The sequence below is a fragment of the Leptolyngbya sp. Cla-17 genome (genome assembly GCF_016807185.1).
GTDB lineage: Bacteria > Cyanobacteriota > Cyanobacteriia > Leptolyngbyales > Leptolyngbyaceae > ULC077BIN1.
Genome location: NZ_JAEVYN010000002.1, coordinates 2,792,656 through 2,818,863, shown reverse-complemented (window position 1 = coordinate 2,818,863; position 26,208 = coordinate 2,792,656). Strand labels below are relative to the sequence as shown.

The 26,208-nt window shown below is 49.2% G+C and carries 26 protein-coding genes; 17 read left to right on the top strand and 9 right to left on the bottom strand.

The features are described 5' to 3' along the window. Window positions 1-53 precede the first annotated feature (53 nt). The 10 genes from JOY44_RS23940 (at window position 54) to JOY44_RS23895 (ending at window position 11,282) form a co-directional block, all read left to right on the top strand. Window positions 54-1,079, top strand: a complete 1,026-nt coding sequence (locus JOY44_RS23940) for a chemotaxis protein CheW (protein WP_171575855.1) — start codon at window positions 54-56, stop codon at window positions 1,077-1,079. 45 nt (window positions 1,080-1,124) lie between these two features. Further along, window positions 1,125-2,552 carry a methyl-accepting chemotaxis protein gene (locus JOY44_RS23935; protein WP_171575854.1) on the top strand — a complete coding sequence of 476 codons (1,428 nt, stop codon included), beginning with the start codon at window positions 1,125-1,127 and terminating at the stop codon, window positions 2,550-2,552. A gap of 325 nt (window positions 2,553-2,877) precedes the next feature. Continuing rightward, entirely contained in the window at window positions 2,878-4,326 is a 1,449-nt protein-coding gene (locus JOY44_RS23930; protein ID WP_197985721.1) for a methyl-accepting chemotaxis protein, read from the top strand. 162 nt (window positions 4,327-4,488) lie between these two features. Then, window positions 4,489-5,907 carry a CHASE3 domain-containing protein gene (locus tag JOY44_RS23925; RefSeq protein WP_197985720.1) on the top strand — a complete coding sequence of 473 codons (1,419 nt, stop codon included), beginning with the start codon at window positions 4,489-4,491 and terminating at the stop codon, window positions 5,905-5,907. Window positions 5,908-5,921: 14 nt separating this feature from the next. Then, window positions 5,922-8,270, top strand: a complete 2,349-nt coding sequence (locus JOY44_RS23920) for a hybrid sensor histidine kinase/response regulator (protein ID WP_171575852.1) — start codon at window positions 5,922-5,924, stop codon at window positions 8,268-8,270. 54 nt (window positions 8,271-8,324) lie between these two features. After that, window positions 8,325-9,458 (top strand): chemotaxis-specific protein-glutamate methyltransferase CheB, encoded by a 1,134-nt coding sequence (gene cheB, locus JOY44_RS23915; protein ID WP_171575851.1) that lies wholly within the window; start codon window positions 8,325-8,327, stop codon window positions 9,456-9,458. 144 nt (window positions 9,459-9,602) lie between these two features. Next, window positions 9,603-10,064 carry a transposase gene (locus tag JOY44_RS23910; RefSeq protein WP_171575850.1) on the top strand — a complete coding sequence of 154 codons (462 nt, stop codon included), beginning with the start codon at window positions 9,603-9,605 and terminating at the stop codon, window positions 10,062-10,064. A 54-nt stretch (window positions 10,065-10,118) separates the two neighbouring features. Further along, window positions 10,119-10,280, top strand: coding sequence for a hypothetical protein (locus JOY44_RS23905; protein ID WP_203032108.1), 162 nt, complete (start codon window positions 10,119-10,121; stop codon window positions 10,278-10,280). Then, on the top strand, window positions 10,271-10,825 hold the full coding sequence (locus tag JOY44_RS23900; protein WP_171574301.1) for an ISAs1 family transposase: 555 nt from the start codon (window positions 10,271-10,273) through the stop codon (window positions 10,823-10,825). Before JOY44_RS23905 ends, JOY44_RS23900 begins: the two co-directional genes overlap by 10 nt. Window positions 10,826-10,874: 49 nt before the next feature. Further along, a complete protein-coding gene (locus JOY44_RS23895; protein WP_197985719.1) occupies window positions 10,875-11,282 on the top strand; it encodes a helix-turn-helix transcriptional regulator in 408 nt (135 codons plus the stop codon). Window positions 11,283-11,610: 328 nt separating this feature from the next. Here JOY44_RS23895 and JOY44_RS23890 read toward each other — a convergent pair. Beyond that, window positions 11,611-12,494, bottom strand: a protein-coding gene (locus tag JOY44_RS23890) for an IS630 family transposase (RefSeq protein WP_197985220.1) whose coding sequence is annotated in 2 segments (ribosomal slippage) — window positions 11,611-12,165 and window positions 12,168-12,494 — 882 coding nt in all. Because the reading frame shifts where the segments join, the coding sequence is not laid out codon by codon here. Window positions 12,495-12,598: 104 nt separating this feature from the next. Here JOY44_RS23890 and JOY44_RS23885 point away from each other — a divergent pair. Continuing rightward, window positions 12,599-12,991, top strand: coding sequence for a hypothetical protein (locus JOY44_RS23885; protein ID WP_197985718.1), 393 nt, complete (start codon window positions 12,599-12,601; stop codon window positions 12,989-12,991). A gap of 411 nt (window positions 12,992-13,402) precedes the next feature. On the opposite strand, the gene JOY44_RS23880 is transcribed toward JOY44_RS23885, so the two are convergent. Then, window positions 13,403-14,731, bottom strand: coding sequence for an IS110 family transposase (locus JOY44_RS23880; protein ID WP_171571962.1), 1,329 nt, complete (start codon window positions 14,729-14,731; stop codon window positions 13,403-13,405). After that, complete coding sequence (locus JOY44_RS23875; RefSeq protein ID WP_171571961.1) at window positions 14,731-14,910, bottom strand: hypothetical protein; 180 nt, start codon at window positions 14,908-14,910, stop codon at window positions 14,731-14,733. Before JOY44_RS23875 ends, JOY44_RS23880 begins: the two co-directional genes overlap by 1 nt. Window positions 14,911-15,052: 142 nt before the next feature. On the opposite strand from JOY44_RS23875, the gene JOY44_RS32710 reads away from it, so the two are divergent. From JOY44_RS32710 to JOY44_RS23850, 5 genes are all read left to right on the top strand, one after another. Continuing rightward, entirely contained in the window at window positions 15,053-15,487 is a 435-nt protein-coding gene (locus JOY44_RS32710) for a transposase family protein (RefSeq protein WP_171573588.1), read from the top strand. Between the two features lie 11 nt (window positions 15,488-15,498). Next, window positions 15,499-15,882: a transposase family protein gene (locus JOY44_RS32705; RefSeq protein ID WP_242541817.1), complete on the top strand. Its 384-nt coding sequence runs from the start codon at window positions 15,499-15,501 to the stop codon at window positions 15,880-15,882. A gap of 60 nt (window positions 15,883-15,942) precedes the next feature. Continuing rightward, complete coding sequence (locus JOY44_RS23860) at window positions 15,943-16,122, top strand: hypothetical protein (protein ID WP_171571961.1); 180 nt, start codon at window positions 15,943-15,945, stop codon at window positions 16,120-16,122. Continuing rightward, the gene (locus JOY44_RS23855) at window positions 16,122-17,450 is read left to right on the top strand and encodes an IS110 family transposase (RefSeq protein WP_171571962.1); all 1,329 of its coding nucleotides are present in this window, start codon (window positions 16,122-16,124) and stop codon (window positions 17,448-17,450) included. The genes JOY44_RS23860 and JOY44_RS23855 overlap by 1 nt, the downstream gene beginning before the upstream one ends. A gap of 412 nt (window positions 17,451-17,862) precedes the next feature. Then, window positions 17,863-19,794 carry a CASTOR/POLLUX-related putative ion channel gene (locus JOY44_RS23850; protein ID WP_171575847.1) on the top strand — a complete coding sequence of 644 codons (1,932 nt, stop codon included), beginning with the start codon at window positions 17,863-17,865 and terminating at the stop codon, window positions 19,792-19,794. A gap of 253 nt (window positions 19,795-20,047) precedes the next feature. On the opposite strand, the gene JOY44_RS23845 is transcribed toward JOY44_RS23850, so the two are convergent. The 6 genes from JOY44_RS23845 to JOY44_RS23820 all read right to left on the bottom strand — a co-directional run bounded on the left by JOY44_RS23845 (window position 20,048) and on the right by JOY44_RS23820 (window position 25,029). Next, window positions 20,048-20,689: an IS630 family transposase gene (locus tag JOY44_RS23845; RefSeq protein ID WP_171571819.1), complete on the bottom strand. Its 642-nt coding sequence runs from the start codon at window positions 20,687-20,689 to the stop codon at window positions 20,048-20,050. After that, window positions 20,602-21,018: a helix-turn-helix domain-containing protein gene (locus JOY44_RS23840; RefSeq protein WP_171571820.1), complete on the bottom strand. Its 417-nt coding sequence runs from the start codon at window positions 21,016-21,018 to the stop codon at window positions 20,602-20,604. The genes JOY44_RS23845 and JOY44_RS23840 overlap by 88 nt, the downstream gene beginning before the upstream one ends. A gap of 430 nt (window positions 21,019-21,448) precedes the next feature. Continuing rightward, window positions 21,449-22,507 (bottom strand): PDDEXK nuclease domain-containing protein, encoded by a 1,059-nt coding sequence (locus JOY44_RS23835; RefSeq protein ID WP_171575846.1) that lies wholly within the window; start codon window positions 22,505-22,507, stop codon window positions 21,449-21,451. 9 nt (window positions 22,508-22,516) lie between these two features. Next, window positions 22,517-23,581 (bottom strand): IS4 family transposase, encoded by a 1,065-nt coding sequence (locus JOY44_RS23830; protein ID WP_171571858.1) that lies wholly within the window; start codon window positions 23,579-23,581, stop codon window positions 22,517-22,519. A gap of 112 nt (window positions 23,582-23,693) precedes the next feature. After that, window positions 23,694-24,635, bottom strand: a complete 942-nt coding sequence (locus JOY44_RS23825; protein ID WP_197985717.1) for a ParB/RepB/Spo0J family partition protein — start codon at window positions 24,633-24,635, stop codon at window positions 23,694-23,696. After that, complete coding sequence (locus tag JOY44_RS23820; protein ID WP_171575845.1) at window positions 24,628-25,029, bottom strand: hypothetical protein; 402 nt, start codon at window positions 25,027-25,029, stop codon at window positions 24,628-24,630. The genes JOY44_RS23825 and JOY44_RS23820 overlap by 8 nt, the downstream gene beginning before the upstream one ends. Window positions 25,030-25,300: 271 nt before the next feature. Between JOY44_RS23820 and JOY44_RS23815 the strand changes: the two genes are divergently transcribed. Next, window positions 25,301-26,059 carry an SDR family oxidoreductase gene (locus tag JOY44_RS23815; RefSeq protein ID WP_171575843.1) on the top strand — a complete coding sequence of 253 codons (759 nt, stop codon included), beginning with the start codon at window positions 25,301-25,303 and terminating at the stop codon, window positions 26,057-26,059. Window positions 26,060-26,208: the final 149 nt, after the last annotated feature.

Here is a 26,208-nt window from a genome sequence, read left to right as displayed (position 1 = left end):
TTCACTCAACTGCTGAACGCAACTTTCCGGTATTGCGTTCAACTGGAGTTGGGATGGAGAATCAGTCCTATTTATTATTTAGCTTGCATGGCTTGATGTACGGCGTAGAGACCCTACACGTACGAGAGATTGTGCTTTTGCCCGAACTCATGCCTTTGGTTTCAGCAACAGTAGACATTGTGGGCATCATTAACCTGCGCGAACGCATTGTGCCGATCATGGATCTGGATTTGCATTTTGGATATCAACCCAGTGCCTACCAGTTGAGCGATCGCATTATCTTTCTCGAACATCAAGATGCATTGATAGGCATGATCGTCCATCAAGTGCATGATGTGAAAACGATTGATTGGGCTTGCATTAGTACAGAAATTACTTACGAAGCAACCAAAGATGTAGCACCATTCATCTCAGGTATTGCCAGAATTGATGACGACCTCATTACATTGCTCCGAGTTGAAAGTCTGTTTCAGTCATTAACACTACCGACGACTTTAGTCGAGAATGGTGCATCAGCTTCGTTGCAGCAGGTCGCTCGCGCTACGCCAACCACTGGTTCGCACGTTTCCCCAGAAGAGCAGATCATCTTGCACGATCGCGCTCGTAGTTTGAGCCAGCGATCGGAGACTCAAGAGCTGGCAGGGTTATTGTCGTTTGCAGTGTTAAAAATCGGGGAGGAATATTTTGGGATTGAGACAACCGTCATGCGCGAGTTCACGGATGTCAGCCACGTTACTCCCATTCCTTGCTGTCCCGATTACATCATTGGCAATCTGAACCTGCGCGGTGAAATTATCACCTTATTATCGCTGCATCATATTCTCAACACTGCTCAGGCAGATACTAAGAAGGCGATCGTAGTCATGGTTGAAGACATCATTGCTGGTATCACAGTTGATGAAGTTTTGGATGTCATTTACATTCATCCATCCACCATTCAGCCACTACCTGCTGCTGCACGAGTGGAGAGTCAAACTTACTCAAACGGCATGGCTGCCTACGCTAATAAAATGATGACCCTTTTAGATTTACCCAGGCTTCTGACTCAGGGAGAACTGGTTGTAAATGAACACGCATAGAACAAAGACCACAGAACAAAGTCTACAGAATAAAGGAGTCTATTGATGTTTGCTAATCTCAAACTAAAAAGCAAAATGCTGATCGGGTATGCCATCCCTACAGTCATTTTTCTAGGCATTTCTGGTCTGGTTTATTCCACTGCCAGCCAGGTTTCACAGACATTTCAAGATGTCGCGCGAGTTCAAACGGTAATTTCAAATTTTTATGCCATTGACGTCGGTGCCAATGTAATGGTGCGTAGTTTCCGAGGCTATTTGGCTGCTGAAAAGCCAGAGTTTCTTCAAGAGTATGCAGATAGCCTGAAAACAGTGCGAGCGCTTGCTAAAGAGACTGAACCACTGATTGTTTTACCAGAACAAAAAGAACGCCTGAAGCGCGTACTGGAACTGAGCATCATTTATGACCAGGGTAATGATGAGACTAAAGGTTCCGATTTTATGATTCGGTTGATTCGTCAAGGGAAAAAAGCAGAAGCGATCGCTCTGTTTAAGAACAGTCAGCTTCCTAAGGTTGTAAAGGAAATTGATGAGGTCACTCTGGCTATGGAAGAGGTTGAACAAAAGCTATTGGTTAAGGAGACCGATCAAGCCAGAGCAGCAATGAATACTTTATTAACGGCTCTGATCCTTGGTTCGATTCTCTTAATCATTCTTGCAACTTGCATCGCACTTGTGATTTCCTCTAGCGTGGCTCGTACGATTACGCAGGCAGTGAATGCCATTAGCACCTCTTCGACTGAAATTGCGGTTACGGTGGAGCAACACGAACGAACTACCACGCAACAGGCGGCAGCAGTTAACCAAACGACGACGACGATGGATGAGCTGAGTGCTTCCTCGCGGCAATCGGCAGAGCAAGCAGAAACCGCTGCAAATGGCGCTAAACAAGTGTTGAGCCTGGTTGATGGACATACATTACAAGCGGGTTACAGCGGCAGCAATGGTTCAAGTTTGCGTGAGAAGGTGGGGCAGATCACCGATCAAATTCTGCACTTGAGTGAGCAAACGGGTCAAATTGGCATCATCTCGACTCTGGTAAGCGATCTGGCAAATCAGACTAATATGCTGGCACTCAATGCTGCCGTTGAAGCGGTGAGAGCGGGCGAACATGGGAAAGGTTTTGGCGTTGTTGCCGCTGAAATTCGCAAACTGGCTGACCAAAGCAAAAAATCGGCGGAGCGCATTAATGCGCTGGTTGTTGATATTAAAAATGCTACAAATTCGACCGTGATGGTGACAGATGAAGGCAGCAAAACGGTGGAGACGATCGTCACGGCGGTGAATGAGATTGCGTTGACCAGTCAACAAATTTCGTTGACTGCCAAACAGCAAGCGATCGCCATTCAACAAGTCGGTGACGCGATGAATGCCCTCAATCAAAGCGCAGTGCAAACAGCATTAGGCATTAATCAAACCAAGGTCGGCACGCAAAAACTGAACGAGGCTGCGCTGAATCTAAAGGCGATCGTTTAAAGCATTTTCGCCTCCAGGCAATGAATGCAGTATCGCCTCAGCGCTCATTCAACGTGGCTTACACGTCATCGTTTTACAGTTTATAGCCGACTCTTTACAGTCTACGCTTTTTGATCGCGGCAACCGTTTCGCTCCGTCATCTGAACTTGCAAATTCAATTAAGCAAACTATTACCCAAAATGCTTGTGTCTTTGCTCAGATTTTGCACCAGGGTATTAATAAGTTTTCTTCTTTCTTGCTCCAGTATTGGGAGACAAGGAAGTGTTTGGGAAAGATTGTAATAATTGCCGAGCTAATGATGGAGATAAGACCTATGTTTAAGAGCATGACTCTTCAGAATCGGTTAATCGGTTCGTTTATGTTTATGGGTTCCATTGTTCTAGGTGTAGCCCTTGTAGGGTGGAATGGTAGTTCTCAATTGAGCCAGCACATCCATCTACTGAGCAAAGACAGTGTACCAAGCATTCGTGCCTTGTCGAAAATAGACGAAGGGCACACCCAAATTCAATCTGCGGAACGGGCGGTGGCAAATCCAATTGTGAGTCAGGATGATAAAAGCCGTGAGTTGACTCGAATCAGTCGGGCTTGGCAACGAATTGATGAAGGCTTTAAAGAATATGAAACCACTCCTCAGACACAAGAAGAGTCTGAGCTTTATAAAGAATTTCAATCGGCTTGGGAAGAATGGAAGCAAGACCACAAAGAGTTTCTGCTGCTGTACCAAACTGCTCAAGTTGGTGGGCTTTCTACTAAAGAACTGAGCACGCTCAACAATTTCTCATATAGTCATGTGCGTGTTGCTTTTACTACGGCAGAAGCTAAGTTGCGCCAGCTTGTGGACCTCAACGGTGATATCGCCACAAACGCTCAAACTCTAGCGGTTCAGGATGTCTCGCGCATTTCTTTTTGGGTTGTCTTCGGCATGATTGTTGGTCCCACGACAGCAATCATCTTTGGTATCTACTTCAGCAAAACTATTGCTAAACCACTAGGAGCCAAAATTGCGTCGATCGTCAATGCCATTGTGACCTCGTCTACAGAAATTGCAGTCACGGTTGAGCAACAAGAGCGTATCGCGTCACAACAGGCTGTCTCTGTCAATCAAACCACGACCACGATGGATGAACTGAGTGCGTCCTCGCGGCAATCAGCAGAACAAGCAGAAACCGCTGCCAATGGTGCGAAGCAGGTGCTAACCCTCGTTGATGGGCACATGGTACAAACAGGTTACAGCGGCAGCAATGGGTCTAGCTTGCGTGAGAAGGTGGGGCAGATCACTGAGCAAATTCTGCACCTAAGTGAGCAAACGGGGCAGATTGGCATTATCTCGACATTAGTGAGTGACCTGGCGAATCAGACCAATATGTTGGCACTCAATGCCGCTGTTGAAGCAGTGAGAGCGGGCGAACATGGCAAAGGCTTTGGCGTTGTTGCGGCTGAAATTCGCAAACTGGCTGACCAAAGCAAGAAGTCGGCGGAACGCATCAACGCGCTGGTTGTTGACATCAAAAATGCTACGAACTCGACTGTGATGGTGACGGATGAGGGTAGCAAAACGGTGGAGACGATCGTCACGGCAGTGAACGATATTGCTCTGACCAGTCAGCAAATTTCGTTGACGGCCAAACAGCAGGCGATCGCCATTCAACAGGTGGGTAACGCCATGAATGCGCTCAATCAGAACGCTCTACAAACAGCAGCAGGCATTACTCAAACCAAAGTTGGCACACAAAAACTGAATGATGCTGCGTTGAATCTAAAGGCGATCGTTTAGGGCACTTTAACTCAAGATAAAGATGAAATCATCTTGGTGTCTATGCAGCATGGCTCCTAATTCATCGATCTACAACTCATTCGATCTAGGTTGCTTTAATTATGCCAAACGGTTCACTCTCTTCATCAATGCTGGCAAATCCAATTTCCAGGAATAACAACTATGAACACCCAACAAATGAGACGCAGCCTTAAACTTAACAAGGCTACCCAAGCTGGTTTTGGAACAATTATCGTCATGATAATTGGCATTGGTGCTGTTTCTAAAATTAGCATGAATGGCTTAGTGGAATCTATTGGCTGGGTAACGCATACCCATGAAGTCAAAGCAAACTTAAAGGCATTAGAAAAAGACCTTGCTGATGCAGAAACTGGACAAAGAGGATTTATTTTTACCAATAAAGAGAGTTTTCTGGAACCCTATAAGCAGTCAAAAGAAAGTCTAAAAACTCATTTTTTAGAGTTAAAAAAGCTGATCAGTGATAATCCTCAGCAAATTCAACGATTGAATCAAGTGGAAGAGCTATCTCAGCTCAAGCAGGATGAATTAGCCCAGACCATTGTCTTGAAAAGAAAAGGACAGGAGAGAGAGTTGCGAGAGTTAGTGCTCTCAGAAAAAGGCAAGAAATACATGGATGACATCCGTAGCAAGGTTGATGAAATGAGCAATGTGGAGGATCAACTTTTAACGGAGCGTGGGGAAGAAGCAAAGCGAATTGAACAATTTTCAACGTGGGTTTCAATCAGTACTACTCTGGTAGTAATTAGCTTGGGAGGATTGTTGCTGCTGTTCATTACAAACAAAGTTGTACGACCGCTAAGTCAAGTAGCCAGTACGATTGTTAGCTCTTCAACAGAAATTGCTGCCACTGTTGCTCAACAAGAGCACACTGCCCAAGAGCAAACAGCAGCCGTGAGCCAAACCACCACCACTATGGATGAACTGGGAGCCTCATCCCGCCAGTCTACTGAACAGGCAGAAACCGCAGCAGTAAGTGCCCAGCAGATCATGATCCTGGTGGATGGTAAAGGTCAAGACAATCTAAGTAGTGGTTCCAGTTTGCGTCAGAAAGTGGGCGATATTGCTGAACAAATGCTGCGCTTAAGTGAACAAACGGGTCAGATTGGCATCATCTCAACGTTGGTGAGCGATCTGGCAAATCAGACCAATATGCTGGCTCTCAATGCCGCTGTCGAAGCAGTGAGAGCAGGTGAACATGGCAAAGGCTTTGGTGTTGTTGCTGCTGAAATTCGCAAACTAGCTGACCAAAGTAAGAAGTCGGCAGAGCGGATTAACGTACTCGTTGTTGATATTAAAAATGCTACAAATTCGACCGTGATGGTGACGGATGAGGGTAGCAAAATGGTGGAGACGATCGTTTCGGCAGTCAATAACATTTCCTTGACCAGCCAGCAAATTTCGTTAACGGCTAAACAACAGGCGCTCGCCATTCAACAGGTGGGTGAAGCCATGAATGCTCTCAATCAAGGAGCCGTCCAAACAGCATTAGGCATTACTCAAACCAAAGTTGGCACGCAGAAATTGAATGATGCTGCATTGAATCTAAAGGCGATCGTTTAAGGAAGTTTCAATCTATGTTTATTGACGATGATGAGCTTCGGGAAGTCTTTAAAGTCACCGGCGAAGAGCATTTGCAGCAGATCGAAGCCAATCTACTGCATCTTGAAAAATATCCCGATGATAGCGCCACGCTTGAAAATCTGCTGCGAGAAATTCACTCCCTTAAGGGTGATGCCAATATGTTGGGCATCAAAGAGGTTGGCACCCTGGCACATCAGTTTGAAGACCTTTTAGGCACTGTGAAGCGGGGAGACACACCATTTTCTGCAGAATTGAGCGATCGCCTTTGTCACGGTTTAGATGCTATCCGTCAACTTGTACAGGAAGCCGTAACGGGAACAGCGGCAGGTGTCAACCTGCTGTCGGTCATGGCATATCTGATGGGTGCGCCTAAAGAACAAGAGCAGGCGATCGAAAATGGGAGTAATGGCAAAAACGCAGAAGAACCCACAGGAGCAATAGAGCTGGAAACGGCAGTAGACGCGGCAACCATCAACGGATCTAACGGGCACAGGGACACATTGGCACAGAACTTGGAAGCGATACCTTATCAGTTTTCTTCTCCTGCCTATGCTCCCGCCCTCCCACAGCCTCACCTACCCACCTACCGCATTGATACCATTCGGGTAGAAACGGCAAAACTCGACACGCTGATGACGCAGGCAGGTGAGTTAACCGTGACTAAAACTCGGATCAATCGTCGCCTGGTTGATATTGAAGCCTTGCTGAGCGTATGGGAAGACTGGAGCCGCGATACGTTTAACCACCGTACAGCCTTTCGAGATCTGGAGCGGGGTGCAGGCAGCAGGCAGTTTACTCAAACCCAGAGCTACTACCAGCGCCATCAACAGCGACTGGAGCAGGTCGGGCAGATGCTCAAGCAGTTGCAACAGGCTTCCTATGAAGACAGTTCTCGTCTTGAAAGCGTTGCCACAGACCTGGAAGAGGATATTCGCTCTCTCTGCCTTTTGCCGCTATCGTCTCTGTTTCAACAGTTCTCTCGCATGGTGCGCGACCTGGCACGGCAACAAGGCAAGGCAATTGAATTAGTCATCGAAGGCGGAGACACCCGCGCCGACAAACGCATTCTCGAAGAAATGAAAGATCCATTAATGCATTTGCTGCGAAACGCGATCGACCACGGCATTGAGTCGCCTGCTGAACGAGAACATCTAGGTAAACCACGCACCGCAACGATCGCCTTGCGCGGCTATCAAACTGCCACCAATATCGTGATTGAAGTGGCTGATGATGGTCGTGGGTTGATGCTTGACACCATCAAACATACCGCTTTGCAGCGGGGCATTTGCCGTGCAGAAGACCTGGCAAAGATGAGCGATCGCCAGATACAAGCGCTGATCTTTGCACCCGGTTTTTCGACCCGTTCCCTCATTACCGAAGTCTCTGGGCGTGGCGTTGGCTTGGACGTTGTGAAAACCAATGTCGATCGCCTCAAAGGGACAATTCAGGTAGAGTCAAATCATAATATTGGCTCTACCTTTCAAATCCAGTTGCGGACAACGTTAGCAACGGCTCATGTGCTGTTAGTAGTGGTTGATGGCATTACCTATGCCATTCCGGTTGAATTTGTGGAAACCTCGCTGCTTGTACAGCCAGATGAGATTTTTACGATCGAGGGACGTAACGCGATCCGGCTGGATCAGCAGCCTGTTTCGATCGTTAAACTCGCCCATTTACTGGAACTCAAACATTTTTCCTCCACGCCGCCTCAATCTACGCCTGCTCACTCTTTCCCCTGCATCATTCTTAAAATCGGTGAAGAACGATTGGGGCTTTTGATCGATGCACTCTTAGACGAGCAAGATGTGGTGTTAAAACCGCAAAGCAAATTGCTGCAACGGGTACGAAACGTTTTTGGTGCCACTATCTTGGGTACAGGCGAGGTGTGTATGGTGCTAAACCCACAGGATTTGATCAAGTCTGTGCAAAAGAGCACCAGCGTCGCGCCTGCTCACAGTGCAGTGCCAACCACCACTATCAAACAGGTCGTGCTGCTTGTAGAAGACTCAATCGCCATTCGGACGCAGGAAAAACGTATTCTCGAAAGTGCAGGCTATGAAATTGTCACGGCTGTGGATGGCTTAGATGCATTGAGCAAGCTGCCGACTCGTACCTTTGATGCGATCGTGTCTGACGTGCAGATGCCCAATCTCGATGGGTTAGCACTGACTACCAAAGTGCGACAGCACAGAGAATACAGCGAATTACCGATCATTCTTGTCACGTCTTTAGCCAGTGATGAAGACAAACGGCGAGGCGCCGAAGCGGGTGCCAATGCCTACATTCCGAAAGGTAGTTTTGATCAAACGGTGCTGATTGAAACCTTGAAACGATTGGTGTAATCCATAATCTGTAAACAGCGATCAATCGCTATGAATCAGCAGTAACAAAGACTCATGACTCACCCTATCCGCGTTTTGTTAGTTGAAGATTCTCTCGTTGTCTTAACGGTTTTAAAGCGGTTATTGGCGACAGCTGCGGATATTGAAGTTGTTGGCACAGCCTGCAATGGGCAGGAAGCGCTGGAGCGACTACCAGCCTTGCAACCAGATGTTATTTGTGTGGATTACCACATGCCCGTGATGGACGGTCTGGAATTCACGCAACGGGTAATGAGCCAGTTTCCCCGTCCCATTTTGGTGATCAGCACATCGGTGCATCCTAAGGAGAATGAACATAATGTTTTTCGTCTTTTAGAAGCAGGCGCAGTGGATATCTTTCCTAAACTTAAAGTCAACAGTGACCAGGATTATGAGTCGTTTCGACACGTGCTGATCAACAAAATCAAAGTGCTTGCTGGGGTCAAAGTTTTCACACGCTACACTCCAAAAACAACTGCTGCAAGGCAAGAATCAACTTCTCTTACACCATCGACAAAGCAAGTAAGCAAACCACTGGAAGGCATCCACACACCAATAGTGTTCTCTCAGTCGCCTTCGCCTGCGATCAAGGCGATCGCCATTGGAGCTTCTACAGGCGGACCGCAGGCACTTCACACCCTTCTCACGCAATTGCCCGATAACTTGGCGGTGCCCGTTTTTTGTGTACAACACATCAGCGAGGGCTTTTTACAAGGATTGGTCAACTGGCTGGCAGCAGAATGTCGTCTGCCCATTAAAATCGCTCAGGCGGGAGCGATACCCTTACCCGGAGTCATTTACTTTGCACCCGAACGATCGCATCTAGAGTTTGGTCGTCAGGGGCAGTTTCTTTGCACAGCATCGGCTTCGGTGGATGGTCACTGTCCGTCTGTAACGGTGATGCTGCGATCGGCGGCTCGACAGTATGGCAGTCGGCTAATCGGCATTTTACTGACTGGTATGGGTCGAGACGGTGCCAGTGGCATGCAGGATGTTGCGCTGGCAGGCGGCATCACCATTGCTCAAGATGAGCAGAGCAGCATCGTGTTTGGTATGCCAAAAGAGGCGATCGCCTTGGGAGCAGTGAAACATGTGTTGGCGATCAACGCAATGCCTACCGCGCTGACAAAATGGCTTTTGGGGGTTGAGGAGCATCAGTCTTGCGATTGACCCTCAGCAATCTCTACAACATTTATAAGGCTATAGGGCGATCGCCGCTGTAGTAGGAGCGATCGCAGAGACTGTTACCTTTTGGTAGAAAAGAGAGTGTTCTCGCTGGTGATAAATGACACCCTTTGGAAACGCTAAATTCACTTGCTAGTTGGGGTTAAACCCATCGGGGCGTGGCAATGGATATTCAAAGCATTCTGGCTATACGGTGCTGTGGAACCTGCCACAGGAGAATCCTTTTTCTGGCAGTTCTCCCATGTCGATACCGCGTGCTACCAAAGGTTCTTGGATGAATTCTCCAAGGCTTACCCTGATAGTCTCAACTTGCTGCAAGTGGATAACGGACGGTTCTACAAAGGCAAAAACTTAATTGTGCCAGAGAACATTATTTTGGTGTTCCAACCGCCTTACTGCCTCGAGTTAAATCCAATTGAGAGGCTATGGGAACATCTCAAGGCAGATCTCAAGTGGGTTTCGTTCAAAACGCTTGACCAACTGCAAGCCAAGGTTGATCAACTCTTAGCCCAGCTAACCCCTCAAGTGATTGCTTCCCTTACAGGCTACCCCTTTATCCTCAATGCACTATCTGTCATTAACATCATTTAAATTGGTATCACCGACACTGACACGGCACAGCAAAACTTTGTCAATGTCGTGTCAGTGTTTCAGTTAGAACAGGGACTGGTGGTGGGACAAGCCGTCTTTGAAAATCAGCATCAGAGCGAGATTAAGGCGGTCTATGAACTGCTGGAACATTTGCAGTTATCTGGGGTAACGGTGAGTTTGGACGCATTGCACACTCAAAAAAACCCGTGGAATTAATTCACAGCCAAGGAAATGATTACGTGATTAGTGTGAAAGCGAATCAGAAAACGCTTTATCAGCAATTACAAGACCTGGCTCAGAGGGATACGGTGTTCAGTATTCATCTTGATGCCGAACAGACGCGGGACCGTCAAACGACCCGAATTGCTGCGGTTTTTCCCTTGCCAGATAGTCTGAAGCACCTTTGGAGCGGTGCTCAACAAGGAGTGGAGGTGATCCGCCTGGGCAAGCGCCAGGGAGAACCGTACTATGAGCGTCGATACTACATCACCAGTTGGTCGCAGCAGGCAGATGCCTTGCAAGCCCGCATTCGGTCGCATTGGGGGATTGAGAATCCGCTGCATTGGGTCAAAGATGTCGTGCTCGGCGAAGACCAAAGCTCGATTGCAGCGAAACCTGCTGCTACCTTGATGGCGTTCATTCGCAATCTAGTAATTACCTTATTTCGTCGAGCAGGGCATCACTCGATTACGGCTGCCATCGACCGCTTCAGCAATGACTTGAATCAGTTATTGCCCATGCTGGACTTTCCCTCTGGCTAGAATGAATCAACCCTACATGATGAAAGGGGGCATTATCCTATGACTCTTGATGGGAGAGCAAGGGAATCGGCTGCGTCAGATTGCCATTCTCGGGGGTTACACCCACCACATTGCCAGAGCAGTTGATCGACTGCGGAAAGACTTTAACCAGCCGCTTCGCATTGAAAATATTGCACGAGAGCTTGGCATGAGTGTTTCAGGCTTCCACCATCACTTCAAGTCGGTCACTGCCATGAGTCCGTTGCAGTTTCAGAAGCAACTGCGACTCCAGGAGGCTCGCCGTCTGATGCTGGGGCGAAACCTGGATGCGACCAGTGCGGCTTACCAAGTGGGCTATGACGATGCCTCGCACTTCAATCGGGAGTGTACAAGCGGCTCTTTGGCGCTCCGCCAGTGCGTGATGTGGAGCAGCTGCGCTCAGCTGCGAGGGAGACTGCTAGTTCAATATGACTTTTAGTTCAATATGACTTTACTGCGGGATGGCAAAATCACTCAAGCTTCAGCAGTTGTCGGGCGACAGGATACATGCAAAATTCTGCAATATAAGCTTGAAAGCTCTGCCTTGAAGTAATTTCAGCATTTCTAAATTTTCGTGATTTTAGCACTAAAAGCTAGCGAAGAAATGGGCATTTGAGGACAATCTTGCAGGTTTTTACACGTATCCTGTCGCAATCCCTAATACAGTTGTTTTTTAACAAGTGCTTAGATTTTCACGCTTAGATCTCGACCACAAAACAAGTACGGTTAGAGTGACTTTCTACTTGAATATTTGCACCGATATAGCGCTACGCATGAATGTTGGAACACTGATTGAACGCAGCATCGACACACTCACGAAAGCTATCAAACTCATCCCACCGTTGCCTCATCCAATTCTTAAGCACAAACCACCAATGCTCAATCTGATTGAAGTCAGGAGAGTAGGCAGGCAGATACCAAAGCTCACAGTCAGCCGCTGCTACCCTGTCCTCAATGCTTTGAGAATGGTGAAAACTAGCATTATCGATGACGATGACATCTCCTGGCTGCAGTTGCGGTAATAGACACTCCTCTAACCACACCTCAAACAAATCCCGGTTACACGAGCCGATAAACGTCAGCGGTGCAAAAAGCTTCCCCTGTTTAAGTGCCGCAATCCAACTGACTCTCTCGGTGCGTTTGCCCGACTTGAGGGCATGAAAGCGGTGTCCAATCTCGCAGTAGCCATAGGGATACTCGTCTCGATTATCAACGCCTGCTTCGTCGACATAAACCATCTGAGCCGCTGTCTTGGTCTTCAATCGCGCTTGAAACTCTTGGCGCTTAAGCTCATCTCGCTCTTGATACCCGTACGTCTTTTTTTTCGACTGATTCCCAGCTTTTGCAACGCATCACTGATGTTTTGTTGCGTCACACCCTCTCCCCATAAAGTTGCCATTTGCCCTTGGGTCTTGCCGCCATGCTCTTGCACAAACTCCCTAAACCGTTGCCAATCGGTGATTTTATGTCTACACCCCTGCTGATAGTTGCGTATGGCTCCACACTTCCCGGTTTGGGCTTCTCGTTTGAGCCACTGGTCTAAGGTATTGCGGCTGATATTTAACATCCGGCTGACTTCGGTTTTACGGTCTCCTCGTTTGACTGCTGCAATTGCTTTCTGACGAAGGTCGTCACTGTAGGGGGCTGGCATAAAAGGTCATTGATATTCTTTGCAATCTTAACTATACGTCCTCATAAGATTTCGTAGTGCTATACGACATGGGAGCGGCGGCTCGCAACGGGCTTAGGAAGTCGGTGACTGCCGAGCAAAGGCAGCAGATGATCGCGGCAGCGGCGGCGCAGCGTTACGTGGAGTTCACGGGCGGCGAGACCACCTACGCGGGTGGCACGACAAATGAACTGACGGCGAGCACCGACCCGGTGCAGCGCGAGTTCTTCGACTTCTACCGAACTCCCCGGGGTGAATTTACCCCGCCAGGCTCGTCTCCGGAGCGGACAACAAAGCCGACGCTGACCAGCGTCGTGCGGTTTATGAACTATTACCCGCTGGAAAGGATCGAGGAGATCTCGGCCGCTGCTTTTTGTCACCGGCACCGACGCCCACTCCCGGGAGTTCAGCGAGGACGCCTACAACCGCGCGGTCGAGCCGAAGGCGATCGTCCGGATTCCAAATGCAGGACACGTTGATTTGTACGATCGGGTGAACCTGATCCCCTTTGACAAGCTCACATCCTTTTTCACCCAACATCTGCAATAGAGCAAAGCAAAAAACAAGGTAAAAAATCCGGTAGTCCTAAAGATGTGATGATAGCTGAAAGCCCCTGCCAGTCTTGAATCTATGGATCATCACTTGCCGCAAGGGGTCGAAGTTCCCGCGCAATATGGAAGCGAGAACACTGACTATGGCTCAGGCTGGCGCACTTTCGACTCAAAATCAGCCTATAGACTTAAGGCGTAAAACTGCTAGCTGTATGCCTGCAACGTCTGTTCAGTCTTCATTGCAGGCATCATTACCTTTAGGGCACTACCCCATTCAATTGGTTTCCCTAGGAGTAGGGAGTTCATTCCATACCATAGACCTGCTTTGAAAATAGAGGACTAGCTCGGTGGTTGAGGGGCGGTAAGGGGCGTTAATTGAACCTGATATCCCAACCGCTCTATCCGGTGCTGCAAGGTTTGGAGCAGTTGGTGTTGGGTGCGTTGCCCCGAATCGGTAGTGCGGTAGTCGCGGTAGGGTTGGTGTTGTTTGAGGATGTGATAGACCGCAATCAACAGGCGGTGGGCGACGGCAACAATGGCGCGTTTGTGTCCCCGACGGGACGCAAGTCGGCGATAGACCGTAGCAAAATGGGAGGCTTTGCAGCGCACAGCAGCATTTGCCATTTGTACCAAGATGCTTCGCAACCAGCGATTTGCGGGTGGAGTTTTGCCAGAGTATTGTTTGCCCGCACTCTCATGATTGCCCGGACAAACCCCAGCCCACTTACACAGATGCGCGGCGCTGGGAAAGCGTCGCATATCACTCCCGATTTCTGCCAGCAGCAGTTGAGCACTGTGACGGGCGATTCCCGGAATGCTGTCGAGCAACGGCATCGCTTGCTGCCACGCCAACGGCAGGTCAGAGGAAGAATCTGTCTGAGGCTTGGATTCAGCCGCCGGAACGAGGACTTCGACCGGAGGCATGTGCTGCTCAATCAACTGCTCGATTCGCGCGTCAAACGGTTTGAGCTGGCGGTCGAGAAACTCTAGATGGTCGAGATGCATTTGGATCAAGAACCGATGATGGTCCCGCACTCGACCCGAGAGCGCTGCAATCAGTTCGGCTTGCTTGGATCGCATGCGTCCTCTGGCAAGTTCAGCGAGGGCTTCTGGGTCTTCAACTCCTGCCACCAGTGCTTTGAGTATGGCGCGCGACGAGACTCCCCCGATGTCACTGACCACCGATGCCAGCTTCAGATTTGCCCATTCCAACACTTTTTGCAGGCGATTGATGACACTCGCGCGTTCGCGAATCAGCGTCGTGCGCTGGCGGGTCAAGTCGCGCAAATCACGTTGGGGCAGGGGTGGAATAAAACTGCCACGGACGAGTCCATAGCTCAGTAGCTCGGCTAACCACTCGGCATCTTTGACATCGGTTTTGCGTCCAGGTACTTGCTTGAAGTGATGCGAGTTCACGACTATCACCTCAAAGCTGCTCTCCAATACGTTGTACACGGGTTTCCAATATTCCCCTGTACTTTCCATGGCAATGTGCGTGATCTCGCTACTCGATAGCCAGTCGCACAGATTTAACAACTCGCGGATGGTCGTACCGTAGGTGCGGGTTTCGCGCTGCGGTTTCCCATTCATATCCAAACTTAAGCAACAGACCACGACCGTCTTTTTGTGAACATCAATTCCAGCGCAGCGCTCATGGGTGACTTGCATCAGGCTTCTCCTTGATTAGGGTTAAGCTGGTTCACCCGCCATGTCGTTAATTGATCCTGCTTTGCGTGCTGTCTCGCAGTCGGCGAAATGCACAAATGGGTGTCCCAAGGGCGGGTACGGTCAGTCTCCTGCTCAGGCTGATTGGCACTAGTTCCAATTCGACCTCTAAACCAGTTCATCTGACGTTACCACTTTCATCCCAGGGTGTGAGCAATCGCTCATGATGTCTCCTGCACGAATAGCAAAACAGTGTGACAGTTAGTGATCGAGGGTTACTTAATGGGGTAGAACCAAGCAAGGATCAAGTCAGGAGAAGTAGCGATGCCGTACCGAGAGTTAGAGTCTCTTTCAGGTGTTAAGTTCAAACGCTTATGTGGCGTGAGTCGTGAAACATTCAGTGCGATGGTCGAGGTGGTGCGCCCTGCTCTAGACCGACGAGGACGCAAGGGTGGACAAGCCAAACTGAGTGTGGAAGACCAAATGCTGGTGGCATTGGAATATTGGCGAGAGTATCGCAGCCAGTTTCACATCGGGGTGAGTTGGGGATTGCACGAGACCACAGTGGGGCGAATTGTGCGAAAAGTGGAAGACCTTTTGGTCAAGTGTGGCAAGTTCCGGCTACCGAGTCAGCGGCAGTTGTACCAAGCCGGTTGGGAGTGGAAGGTGATGATGGTCGATGTGGGAGAGATAGAAATCGAGCGCCCTAGAAAAAACAGAAACGCTACTACAGGGGTAAACAAAAATGCCACACCCTGAAAGCACAGGTGGTGGCGGAGTTTGACACCGGGCAAATCATTTGTACCGCAGTTGCTACTGGCAGAACGCACGACTTTAAGCTGCTCAAGCGCAGTCGTTTACCGTTTGTCTGCTCGCAATTGTGTTTAGCTGACCGAGGCTACCAAGGCTTTGCTAAACTTCACGCTGGCGCTTGTACTCCGACCAAAAAACCTCGCAAACAACCGCTGTCACAAGACGAAAAGCAGCATAACCGAGCTTTAGCACGATTGCGGGTGCGAGTTGAACATGTGATTCGCCGCTTCAAGATCTTCCGCATTTTTTCAGGACGTTATCGTAATCGTAGAAAGCGGTTTGGCTTACGCTTAAATCTGATCGCTGGCTTGTTGAACTGCGAATTGGCACATGCCTCATGATTTATGCAGGAGACATCATGAGCGATTGCTCACACCCTGGGATGAAAGTGGTAACGTCAGATGAACTGGTTTAGAGGTCGAATTGGAACTAGTGCCAATCAGCCTGAGCAGGAGACTGACCGTACCCGCCCTTGGGACACCCATTTGTGCATTTCGCCGACTGCGAGACAGCACGCAAAGCAGGATCAATTAACGACATGGCGGGTGAACCAGCTTAACCCTAATCAAGGAGAAGCCTGATGCAAGTCACCCATGAGCGCTGCGCTGGAATTGATGTTCACAAAAAGACGGTCGTGGTCTGTTGCTTAAGTTTGGATATGAATGGGAAACCGCAGCGCGAAACCCGCACCTACGGTACGACCATCCGCGAGTTGTTAAATCTGTGCGACTGGCTATCGAGTAGCGAGATCACGCACATTGCCATGGAAAGTACAGGGGAATATTGGAAACCCGTGTACAACGTATTGGAGAGCAGCTTTGAGGTGATAGTCGTGAACTCGCATCACTTCAAGCAAGTACCTGGACGCAAAACCGATGTCAAAGATGCCGAGTGGTTAGCCGAGCTACTGAGCTATGGACTCGTCCGTGGCAGTTTTATTCCACCCCTGCCCCAACGTGATTTGCGCGACTTGACCCGCCAGCGCACGACGCTGATTCGCGAACGCGCGAGTGTCATCAATCGCCTGCAAAAAGTGTTGGAATGGGCAAATCTGAAGCTGGCATCGGTGGTCAGTGACATCGGGGGAGTCTCGTCGCGCGCCATACTCAAAGCACTGGTGGCAGGAGTTGAAGACCCAGAAGCCCTCGCTGAACTTGCCAGAGGACGCATGCGATCCAAGCAAGCCGAACTGATTGCAGCGCTCTCGGGTCGAGTGCGGGACCATCATCGGTTCTTGATCCAAATGCATCTCGACCATCTAGAGTTTCTCGACCGCCAGCTCAAACCGTTTGACGCGCGAATCGAGCAGTTGATTGAGCAGCACATGCCTCCGGTCGAAGTCCTCGTTCCGGCGGCTGAATCCAAGCCTCAGACAGATTCTTCCTCTGACCTGCCGTTGGCGTGGCAGCAAGCGATGCCGTTGCTCGACAGCATTCCGGGAATCGCCCGTCACAGTGCTCAACTGCTGCTGGCAGAAATCGGGAGTGATATGCGACGCTTTCCCAGCGCCGCGCATCTGTGTAAGTGGGCTGGGGTTTGTCCGGGCAATCATGAGAGTGCGGGCAAACAATACTCTGGCAAAACTCCACCCGCAAATCGCTGGTTGCGAAGCATCTTGGTACAAATGGCAAATGCTGCTGTGCGCTGCAAAGCCTCCCATTTTGCTACGGTCTATCGCCGACTTGCGTCCCGTCGGGGACACAAACGCGCCATTGTTGCCGTCGCCCACCGCCTGTTGATTGCGGTCTATCACATCCTCAAACAACACCAACCCTACCGCGACTACCGCACTACCGATTCGGGGCAACGCACCCAACACCAACTGCTCCAAACCTTGCAGCACCGGATAGAGCGGTTGGGATATCAGGTTCAATTAACGCCCCTTACCGCCCCTCAACCACCGAGCTAGTCCTCTATTTTCAAAGCAGGTCTATTGATTCCCGAGATCGCCGTCTGTGTTCGTTTCCATTCAATTGGTTTCCCTAGCGAGTAGGGAGATGTTTGTGGCAAGCTGTCCGAACGGACGCTTTTGGGAATTGGCGGAGCGCTATTTATTCTGTTTGCAGGTGTTGGCTTAGTGGAGCTGTTGCATTAGTTGTTGAATCTCATTTTATTGGCTCTTTTTTGGACATTTTTTGGACATTCAGTAGATCGCAAACGGGGTTTTGGGTTGCGCTCTACTGACATTGCTTAATCTGGGTATGAATCGTTAAAGATGCATACCTGAAATCGGCAACGCCATTTTTTGAAAAGTAAGCTTGGAGTGTATCAGGGGAATACTGGCTTAACGGCTAGAAGGTTTCATGATTCCCCCATCCCTTATGCAAAAACTAATTAACGGTAAAAGATTTCGTGGCAAGGTAAACAGCGGTAGAGTCAACAGCTTTGCCGATCAGTTGCGTTACAAGTTTGACAACTTCATGTCCAAAGGCACGATCGCCCTTATCGGTGGACTTGCCTTGGTGTGTTTGGCATTTATTCTTGTGACGGCATTTCTGGTCAACCTGGTGGGAATTGCGCCTGAAGGCAGCGATCGCCTCAGTGTTCCAGAAGCCATCTGGGGTGTGCTGATGCGCACCCTCGACTCTGGCACAGTCGGGGGCGATACGGGCTGGTTTTTCCGCCTGACGATGCTGTTCGTCACGTTTGGCGGCATCTTCGTCGTCAGTACCTTAATTGGTCTCCTCAGCAGCGGCATTGATGCCAAGCTAGAAGACTTGCGTAAGGGACGATCGCGGGTAATTGAAACCGATCACATTGTCATTCTGGGCTGGTCACTTCAGATTTTCACACTCATTTCTGAGCTGGCGCTGGCGAATTCTAATAGATCGGATACCTGCATTGTTATCCTCAGTGAAGGAGATAAAGTGCAGGCAGAGACTGCCCTTCAAGATACGCTGGGTAAGCTGCCTCGCATTCGGTTGGTGTACCGGACGGGTAGCCCTAGCAATATAGCTGATTTAGGCATCGTCAGTATTCAGACGGCTCGCTCCATCATTGTCTTGAATCCTGCCAACGAACATTCTGATGCTCAAGTGGTGAAAACGCTGCTGGCCATTACCAACATTCCGCGATCGCTGCCTTATCACATCGTGGCTCAAGTCCAAACCTCCAAAACCCTAGATGTGATCAAACTCATTGGGCATCACGAAGTAGAGCCGCTGATGACGAACGATTTGATTTCGCGCATTGTGGTGCAAACCTGTCGGCAGTCAGGTTTATCGATCGTCTATATGGATCTGCTCAATTTCAGTGGGGATGAAATTTACTTCAAAGCAGAGCCGATGCTTCAGGGCAAGACTTACGGCGATGCACTCCTGTCCTACAACAACTCCACAGTCATTGGGATTAGACGCTCGGACAGTGCAATTCAGCTCAACCCACCTAGCAGCACAAGGCTACAGGTCGATGAACAGCTCATCTTTATCAGTGAGGACGACGATACCATCCATCTCTCCAGCTACTCTGAGTCTTGGATTGATCATCAGATCATTCAGCAAGCAGAGCGAAAACCTGCCGAGGCAGAGCATACGTTAATTCTGGGTTGGAACGATCGCGTCTATCACATTATTCAGCAGCTTGATCAGTACGTTGCCCATGGCTCTACGGTGACTGTTGTTGCCGGGTTCCCAGCCGCAGAGGTGGATTTATCGGCTGAAGCGTTACAGCGACAAATGGCGCAATATCAGCAGGGTGAACCTACTGATCGCCAGGTCTTAGAAAATCTGCATCTGAGCAAATACGACCACATTATTGTTTTGTGTAATCCTGACTTAGAACCGGAGCAATCAGATGCCCAAACCCTGATGACCTTGCTGCATCTCCGAGACATTGCCAATCGGGATGATCACAACTATCAGATCGTTACTGAAATGTTGGATGTGCGGAATCAAACGCTGGCTCAGGTGGCTCGTCCTGATGATTTTGTAATCAGTGAGCAAATCATTAGTTTGATGATGGCTCAAGTGTCAGAACAGAAAAGCATCAATGCGCTGTTGATGGACTTGTTCAACCCAGAAGGCTCAGAAATCTATCTCAAGCCCGTTCAGGATTATGTGAAGAGCGATCGCCCTATCAACTTTTACACGGTTGTGGAGGCGGCTAGACAGCGGGGAGAATCCGCGATCGGCTATCGTCGCAAAGCAGATGCCAATAACATGGCAAGATCCTATGGGGTTGTGCTTAATCCCCCAAAAGATCAGCTCGTCGAGTTTAAGCCTCAAGATGTCATCATTCTCTTAGCTGACTCTTAGCTGGCTTCTGGCTAAAAAGCTAAGCTCCATCAATTAATTGCGCTTTGACTGTAACTACTCAGGCTATAAACAGCCCTCATCCCCCAGCCCCTTCTCCCAAAAAGGGAGAAGGGGAGCCGAACCAGTTCAAAGTCCCTCGCCCGCTCTGGGAGAGGGATTTAGGGTGAGGGCAGACTGAGTAGTTACCTTTGATTAATAATCAGCAGACCGTCAGCTCCTTGTTTTTAGTTAGAAAATACGGCGGATTGCAGTGTTAAGAGGGACAGTAACAGCAGTGTGCAAACCAGTTGTGCAAATGTTGAGGATCTATCAAATCCATCGCTGTGGCAATGAGGGTATCTACCCTTTTCGAGGTTGTCGGCGAGAACTGTCTTAGGAAAGCCTTTAACTGTGACCACCAATGCTCAATCGGATTAAATTCGGGAGAGTAAGGAGACAGATACAGAACCTTCGCTCCAACCGCCTCAATTAAAGGTGCAATGGCTTTTACCTTGTGAGCAGGCAGGTTATCCATGACCACGACAGCCCCTTTCCACAGTTGAGGCACAAGACACTTTGAGACGTACACCTCAAAGACAACCGCGTCCATCGACTGATCTATCGTCATCACAGCCAGCACCTTTGAGACGGTAATCGCGCCCATGACACTCACCTTCTTGCCCCGATAAAAAGGTTTGAAGTCATACGCTCGTTCCCCAGGTGCAGCACGGGCATGGGTTCGCATGAGTCCCAGTAGAACACCCATCTCATCGAGAAACACTAAATCTTTGAGTTCTATACTCGTCACCTGTGCCCAGTACTCCTGTCTCAGGAGTTGGACTCGTTCGCTGGTGGCTTGGCTGGAGCGGAGCGTTTTTTTTTGCGCGGTAAATTGAGTCTCTGAAAGGTTCGGCACATAGTACTTTGGCTAACCCATAGCCCAGTCTCATCAAAGAGTAGCTCACAATATTCCGCTAAGGTCGCATCGCGCTGGTTCTCGAAGATCGCCACTAACTGGTCTTTGTGCTCCATCACAGGACTCACCGAACCACCCTGCTTATGGGGAACGACGTGACCTTCTGTGCGCTTCTGAATCATCCATCTCTCGACGCAACTCTTGCTGACAGCAAAGCGGGCAGCAACTTTTCGGATCGAGCTATCACCCTTCTCCATAGCACTTACAATCTTCTCTCGAAAGTCTATGGAATACGGCTTCATTTTTGACCCAACGTTGTAATCCTTCATTGTCCTCTATCTGACTGCAATCCGCTGTATCCCTCTTGAATCACTTTCGGAAAAGCAAATTTAATCAAAAATGCTGAAGCTTCTATACGGCTTGAGTCTTAGCATACGCAGCTTATTTCCGATATTTCAAAACATTTGACAATGAAGCGTATATACCAGACAGCAGTCGGTGAAAGACTTTCAGCGTTTTGCCTGGATTTTACTTTAACTAGAGTGACATATGAGGGGTATGATGTACATTGACTTTTTATTTGTCGTAGTGCCAAGTCAAGGTCGTTGAGGCTGTGGTGTCTGTGTTTTAAATTGCATCAACTTCAATCGCTGGAAGCATTCAGCAATTAGATTTGCTCGATGACACAAGTTTGTCTTGATGTCATTTAATTTAGCTCTGTACAACAGGTTAATAAGTGCGTTTACGATGAGGTGGTTATTAATTTGGGTCGGCATCTTGATCGAACTCCTCGACCACAGCCTCAATCTCATGTTGTAGGTCTTCAATAGAGGGTAGTTTAGTCTTAAATTCTTCGGGAAGTGCAGCCGTGGTGCGGTAAGTAGAGACGCTGATCGGTTGGCTCATACCCTGTAGTGCATATTCGACAACAGCCTTCTTTTCAGAGCGACAAAGGATGATTCCGATCGTCGGATTATCAGTCGGGCGACGTAACTTATCGTCGATGACATTGACATAGAAATTGATCTGCCCTGAATACTCAGGTTTAAAGTCAGTTGTTTTTAACTCGATCACCACAAAGCAACTCAGGGCAAGGTGGTAAAAGAGTAAATCGACGAAAAACTCATCCCCCTCAACATCCAGCCGATATTGACTGCCCACAAAAGCAAAGCCGACACCTAGTTCCAGCAGGAACTTCTGCATGTGTTCGAGCAAGGCACGTTCTAAATCCCGTTCGAGGGCTTTCTCACGTAAATCCAGAAACTCCAGGTTATATTCTGACTTAAGAAGACTCTGGGCAAGATCAGACTGAGGAGCCGGAAGTACTGCCTGAAAATTCGTTAGTGCGCCACCCTGACGGCTATACAGATCGGTATCAATTTGGTGGACTAAGACATTACGGCTCCAACCATTCTCGATCGTCTTTTGGATGTACCAAAGGCGCTGTTCTGGGACTTTCACCTTATCTATAAGTACGCAGTTATGCTTCCAGGGAATTTGTCCACCAGCTTGGTGGACAAATTGCTCGTCTGGATATGCTTCAGCAAACGCTCTCATATAAAGGAGGTTGGTGCGAGAGAATCCGCTCATGTTAGGGAACTCCAGACGCAGATCCCTGGCAAGACGCTCAATGACTTTTGCGCCCCAACCTGCCTCCTGCTGTCGTTGCAGAATCTCCCGTCCAATTTGCCAATAGAGCAGCACCAACTCTTTGTTAACTGCTAGAGCCGCTTTTACTTGAGTCGAACGAATACGCTCTTTCAGACTGCGAAAAAAGTCATCGTAGTTGTCAGGAAAAAGAGAAGGTTGTTTCGGCATAATAAAATACTAAGTACAGGACAAAAGTTGTAGGGATTGCACAAAGTCGGACTCATTGGACAAGGATGGATTGAGTACCAAATGGCGCAAATAATCGAACCCTAAGCGAAACAGACTTTTGGCGCGACGACCGTGTTTTTTAATCTTAATGGGCTGCCATTGATGCAACCATAACCCGGTTCGCATCGCCCAACATAAAGCTAAAGTCAACAAGGCAAACAATTTACTCAACCGTTTATCATCGGTAAAGTGCGTCGATTCCAGACAGAACCCGCGAGTTTTGAAAATACCAAACAGCGTTTCAATTCCCCAGCGCAAGGCATAGTCTTTGACCAAATCTTGCGCCTTGAGGGGAGCAATCACCACGAGTAACTCCCCATCATCAAGTCGTAGCGCTTCAACGGCAACTGGGTAGCCCCAGACTCGGCAGGTGCCTGTGAGTTGTTGGGATTGACCGGGTTGCAGATGGGCAAAGACGACTCGCGCCGCCAGCACCCTGCCATCATGCTCAATCTGGTCACTGCTGCGAATCCGTAAGCGAAAGGCGAGGGTAGGTTCGAGTAGAAGATAGCGCACCCAGGCTTGCCCAATGAACTCGCGGTCGGCACACAAGTAGTTCACTCTAGCGGTGGGGAACCGTTTGGCAAAGGTCTCCATTAACCGCATCCGCTCGTCACTGTTGGAATTCCCCCGCTTGTCCAACAGCCACCACAGTACCGGGAAGGCAACTCCTTCATGAACTATGCCCAAAGTCAAAATGTTGTACCACTGAGTGCCAAATTTCCAGGTGGTGCGATCCAGGCTCAACACCCAGTCCTCCGGAATCTGCATCCAACTCACCACGACGCTAGCCAGTTGAGCTTCGTCGAGCGCAAACCCTCGGAAAAATCGCTGCAATCGCTTGTAGCTCGATTCGGGCAATGCCCTACCACCAAAGCCTACACACAGTTCGCTCAAGTTCACTGTCTTGACTTTCAGCAAGGCTAACAAGAACAATGCCAGAAATGAAATCCTCGCTCCGTGCCAGTTCAATTGTTCTTGGAGGACTCGCTTTAATTCGCTATATTGGCTCATAGGGTTTCTCCAGAGTGTGGTAATTCTGATGAAACCCTACCCTGCTCATCCTTTCAAGCTTTTTGTCCCGTACTGAGAATAAAATATTGTTAATAGCGGTCGAAATTCCCTACTAAGCATCTCCAGTCAGACGCTCTAGCTCATCAAGTAACTTGGTAATCCGATCGTGCTTCTTCCGTTCTGCCCAGGCTTTGCTTTTCTTCAACTGCTCAGTAATTTCTGTCATCCGACCGACTAACACTTGCTCCGATGTTGCTTCTGGATTGGCATCTGGCTTTGCTGCTTTGACCCGTGCCTTGATCTCGTTCAGAGAAAGATTCTGGGCAATCGTTTGCTTGAGTAAAGCATCCCGCTGCTGCTCATCTTTCATACGAGAGATCGTACGTGCTTTGGTGTACTCTAGTTGCCCTTCCCGCAGAGCCTCCAGGATATGAGCGGGGAGGTTGAGCAGGGGCAAACGGCTACTACGCAAAGATTCCAGATTAAAGCGCCCCAATTCTGCTAGACAGGATTCAACCTTTTCTAATTGAAGGGAAACGTTCTCCTTCAACGTTTGCCCTCGGTTTTTCGCGTTCGCTGCTTGATAGATCACTGACTTCACCTCCTCAGTACTGGTGTTTAGGGCAATCGCCAGTAGGTCTAAAACTGCCTCAGTTTCCTCGATTGGGTTAAGGTCATCGCGCTGAAGGTTCTCCATCAACGCCACTTGAAAGGCTTCCTGGTCAGAAAACTCTCGTGAAACGACTGGGATTTGAGTCAGCCCAACTGCTCGGGCTGCTCGTAACCGACGTTCTCCCGCAATAAGTTCATAATGACCATCTCCTAGAGGACGAACCAAAACTGGTTCTAGAACGCCATGTTCTTTAACAGATGCCACAAGCTGTGCCATTTTCTCAGGATCAAAATAACGGCGGGGTTGCCGTTTTGTTGGTAGTTTAATCGCACTAAGAGGAATAGTCGTAAATGGGTGATTGGTTTGAATTTGAATGCTATTGGGATCAGCGACGAAACGCTTCATCACGGCATCGCTGAGACTTTTGTGCTCTCTAGCCATTTAAGACCTCCATTGCCTGTTTGAAGAGGCTATCTAACTCACGTCGTGCTGTTCCTGCTGGCGTTCCAGTTAAATCAAACACTGTAGCCCCTTGACCAAAAGAGTCCGTAATAATCTGACGTTGGTGGATGATTGCCTTCAACAGTTCAACATCCTGAACCTGCTGCAAAACCGCAAAGGCTTCATCCTTCAATTTGGTTCCCTTGATCGCTTTGTTGAGGAACAAAACCGCTTTAGGCAAGCCACCCCGAATTGCCTGTGCCTGCCGTACCAGTCGCACGGTATCGGAAGCACTCGCTAAATCAACACCTGCCGGCTGACAAGGAATCAAGGCTAAGTCAGCCCAAAGCAGAAGTGCTCTGGTTGTTTCACTGAGCGTTGCTGGTCCATCCACTAGTACCCATTCATATTCCGGTAGTGCCCTAAAGGTAATGATGCCTGCAATGAAGACTGAACAGACGTTGCAGGCATACAGCTAGCAGTTTTACGCCTTAAGTCTATAGGCTGATTTTGAGTCGAAAGTGCGCCAGCCTGAGCCATAGTCAGTGTTCTCGCTTCCATATTGCGCGGGAACTTCAACCCCTTGCGGCAAGTGATGATCCATAGATTCAAGACTGGCAGGGGCTTTCAGCTATCATCACATCTTTAGGATCACCAAAAATCCCATGAACAATCAGAACTTTACAGGCAAGGTGGCCTTTGTCACCGGAGCAGCAAACGGCATTGGTCGAGCGACAGCGCTAGCGTTTGCCCGTGAGGGCGCTAACGTGGTGGTCGCTGACATCTCAGAACAGGGCAATCAGGAAACGGCCCACATGATCGAAGACCTTGGCAGACGAGCGATCGCGGTCAAATGCGACGTGACGCGAACCGAGGACGTAAAAGCAGCGCTGGATAAGACCATCGAGACCTTTGGGCGGTTGGACTTTGCTTTTAACAACGCTGGTGTGGAACAGAAGATAGCGGCAACTGCGGAACTGGACGAAGCGGAGTGGGATCGCATCGTCAACATCAATCTGCGCGGTGTGTTTCTGTGCCTGAAGCACGAAATCCCACTGATGCAAAAGCTTGGGGGCGGCGCGATCGTGAATACTTCTTCAGGTGCTGGAGTCAAAGGCTTCAAAGGTCAAGCGGCTTATGTGGCTGCAAAGCACGGCGTGGTCGGACTGACCAAGGCAGCGGCGCTTGACTACGCTGCGCAGAACATCCGCAATGCTGTGTGTCCCGGCATCATTGATACCCCGATGATGGATCGCTTCAGCGGTGGCACCTCCGAAGGGCGAGAACGAGTGATCTCGCAGGAACCAATTGGCAGGATGGGTCAGCCCGAAGAGATCGCCAATGCTGTCGTCTGGCTGTGTTCAGATGCGTCCTCCTTTGCTGTTGGGCACGCCCTGGTCATTGATGGTGGTCAAACTGTGTAGGACCAGCGGACGCATTGGAACAAAACGTTACGGTTTCGGCTGCAAGGCTTTCTCCATATAGTTTTCAGTTATAGGTCGTCAATAAAGGATGTCTCATTGGGCAGTATATGCCTGAATGGAAGCAGAGAGATGTGAGAGAGGGCTTTGTT